Source organism: Streptomyces monticola (assembly GCF_042665355.1).
GTDB lineage: Bacteria > Actinomycetota > Actinomycetes > Streptomycetales > Streptomycetaceae > Streptomyces > Streptomyces monticola.
In genome coordinates, this window is the sequence record NZ_JBHTCF010000060.1 from 1 (window position 1) to 1,638 (window position 1,638).

Genomic DNA, 1,638 nt, shown 5'->3' on the forward strand with positions numbered 1-1,638 from the left:
GGCTCTTCCAAGAATTTCGTAGGCGTCAGTTGAGCAGGATGAGCTGGCGTAGGAGGCGGTGTCCGGCTCGGCCGTAGAGCTGCCGTTTGATGAGTTTGACCTTCGTGTTGGCGCCTTCGGTGCGGCCGTTGTGCCAAGGCAGGGTCACGGCCGCGTCGACGGCGGCGCGGTCGCGTTCCAGGCCGGTGGCGAAGGCGTGCAGGAAGGGCAGATCCGCGGCGCGGGTCCGGGCAATCCAGTCGGTCAGCTCAGCGGCGTCTCCTTCAGCTGGGATCAGCAGCCGGGCGAAAGACTGAATCTCGGCGGCCAGGACGGTCATCTCCGCGCAGGTCTCGGACAGTTGGTCACGTAGTCGGTGCTGGTCCTCGTCGAGCCGGTCGGGGTGCGTGGTCAGCAGGCCGGTCACCCTGCGCGGAGACATCACCGCGTGATCTGCCTCAACGCGGCCGGAGTTGATGTAGCGGACCAGAAGGTTCGCGCTGCCGCCGTAGCCGCGTGCGCGGATCTCGGCGAGCAGGCGAGTGACCGGGACAGCCGGATCTTGCTCACGGCGCTCGCGCAGATAGCCCCGGTAGGGGTCGACCAGACCGGGCCGGTAGGTCGGGGTGCGCATGAGCCGGTCGGGCTCGGTGTGCCGGGCATAGCGTTTGACGGTGTTCAGGGCCAGGCCGAGCCGGCGGGAGCACTCCAGCAGACCAACACCCTGGTCGAGCAGCTCATGCACCTGTCGCCACCGATCCCGCGTGTTCTGCGCGCGTTTGCCCTCGACCAGCGGAGGGCCGAACTTCCCCCAGCAGGAACTGTGGGCGGTGACGTCCTTCAAGGTCGCCTCGACCAAGCCGTGCCAGAGGTGCCAGCGGTCCATGACCTGCACGATGGCGGGATCGGCCTCGAGGGTGGCCTGGGCGAAGCTGCCCGCACCGTCCCGGCAGACCACCCGCACGCCGGGATGGTCCCGCAGCCACGCCGACACCGTGGTGACCTTCCGGTCGGGCAGCACGTCGATGCGCTGGCCGGTTTCGGCGTTCATGATGATCGTGGCGTAGCGGTGGCCTCTGAGCAGAGCGAACTCGTCAATCCCGGCCACTCTCGGAGCATCGCGTTCGGGTAGCGCGATCCGCATCAGGCAGTTGAGCACGCTCGCCCAGCTCAGCACGTGATGCAGCACGGCCAGCAGACGGGCACCGGCCGAGCCGGCCAGCGCCACCGCGACCGCCTCGACCACCCGGCGCAATCCCGGAGTCCGCCGCTGATACCGCTCCGTCAGCCCGGTCACCTGCTCGACGAAGGTCGCCTTCGAGCAGGCCGGATTTTCGCAGTACAACCGCCGCACGGACAGGTCGATCATCACCGGTCTGCCGCCGACGGCCTCGTCGGCCACGTGCCGCACATACCGCGAGTGCACCCACGAAGACGACCGACCACAGCCCGGACAGGCGCGCGCCACTCCGTCGCGGGTGCGGGCCTCAATCCGGATCACGTCCGCTCCCGCACGCACCTGTCTCACCTGTACGTCCACCAACTGCGGGAGCAGCACGGATAGTTCGACACTACACGCGACCATCCTGACCGAACCCGGGCACGTCAGACGCCAGAAACCCCAAGCCGATCAGCGCCTACGAAATTCTTGGAAGAGCC

General features: G+C 67.9%; 1 protein-coding gene. It reads right to left on the reverse strand.

What is annotated here, in order from left to right; genetic code table 11:
- Nucleotides 1–25 precede the first annotated feature (25 nt).
- Nucleotides 26–1,564 carry an ISL3 family transposase gene (locus tag ACFQVC_RS42420; RefSeq protein WP_465270605.1) on the reverse strand — a complete coding sequence of 513 codons (1,539 nt, stop codon included), beginning with the start codon at nucleotides 1,562–1,564 and terminating at the stop codon, nucleotides 26–28.
- Nucleotides 1,565–1,638 lie beyond the last annotated feature (74 nt).

Excerpts from the sequence above, each read along its gene's own strand:
- ACFQVC_RS42420 (WP_465270605.1), bottom strand. The coding sequence starts at position 1,564 with ATGGTCGCGTGTAGTGTCGAACTATCCGTGCTGCTCCCGCAGTTGGTG.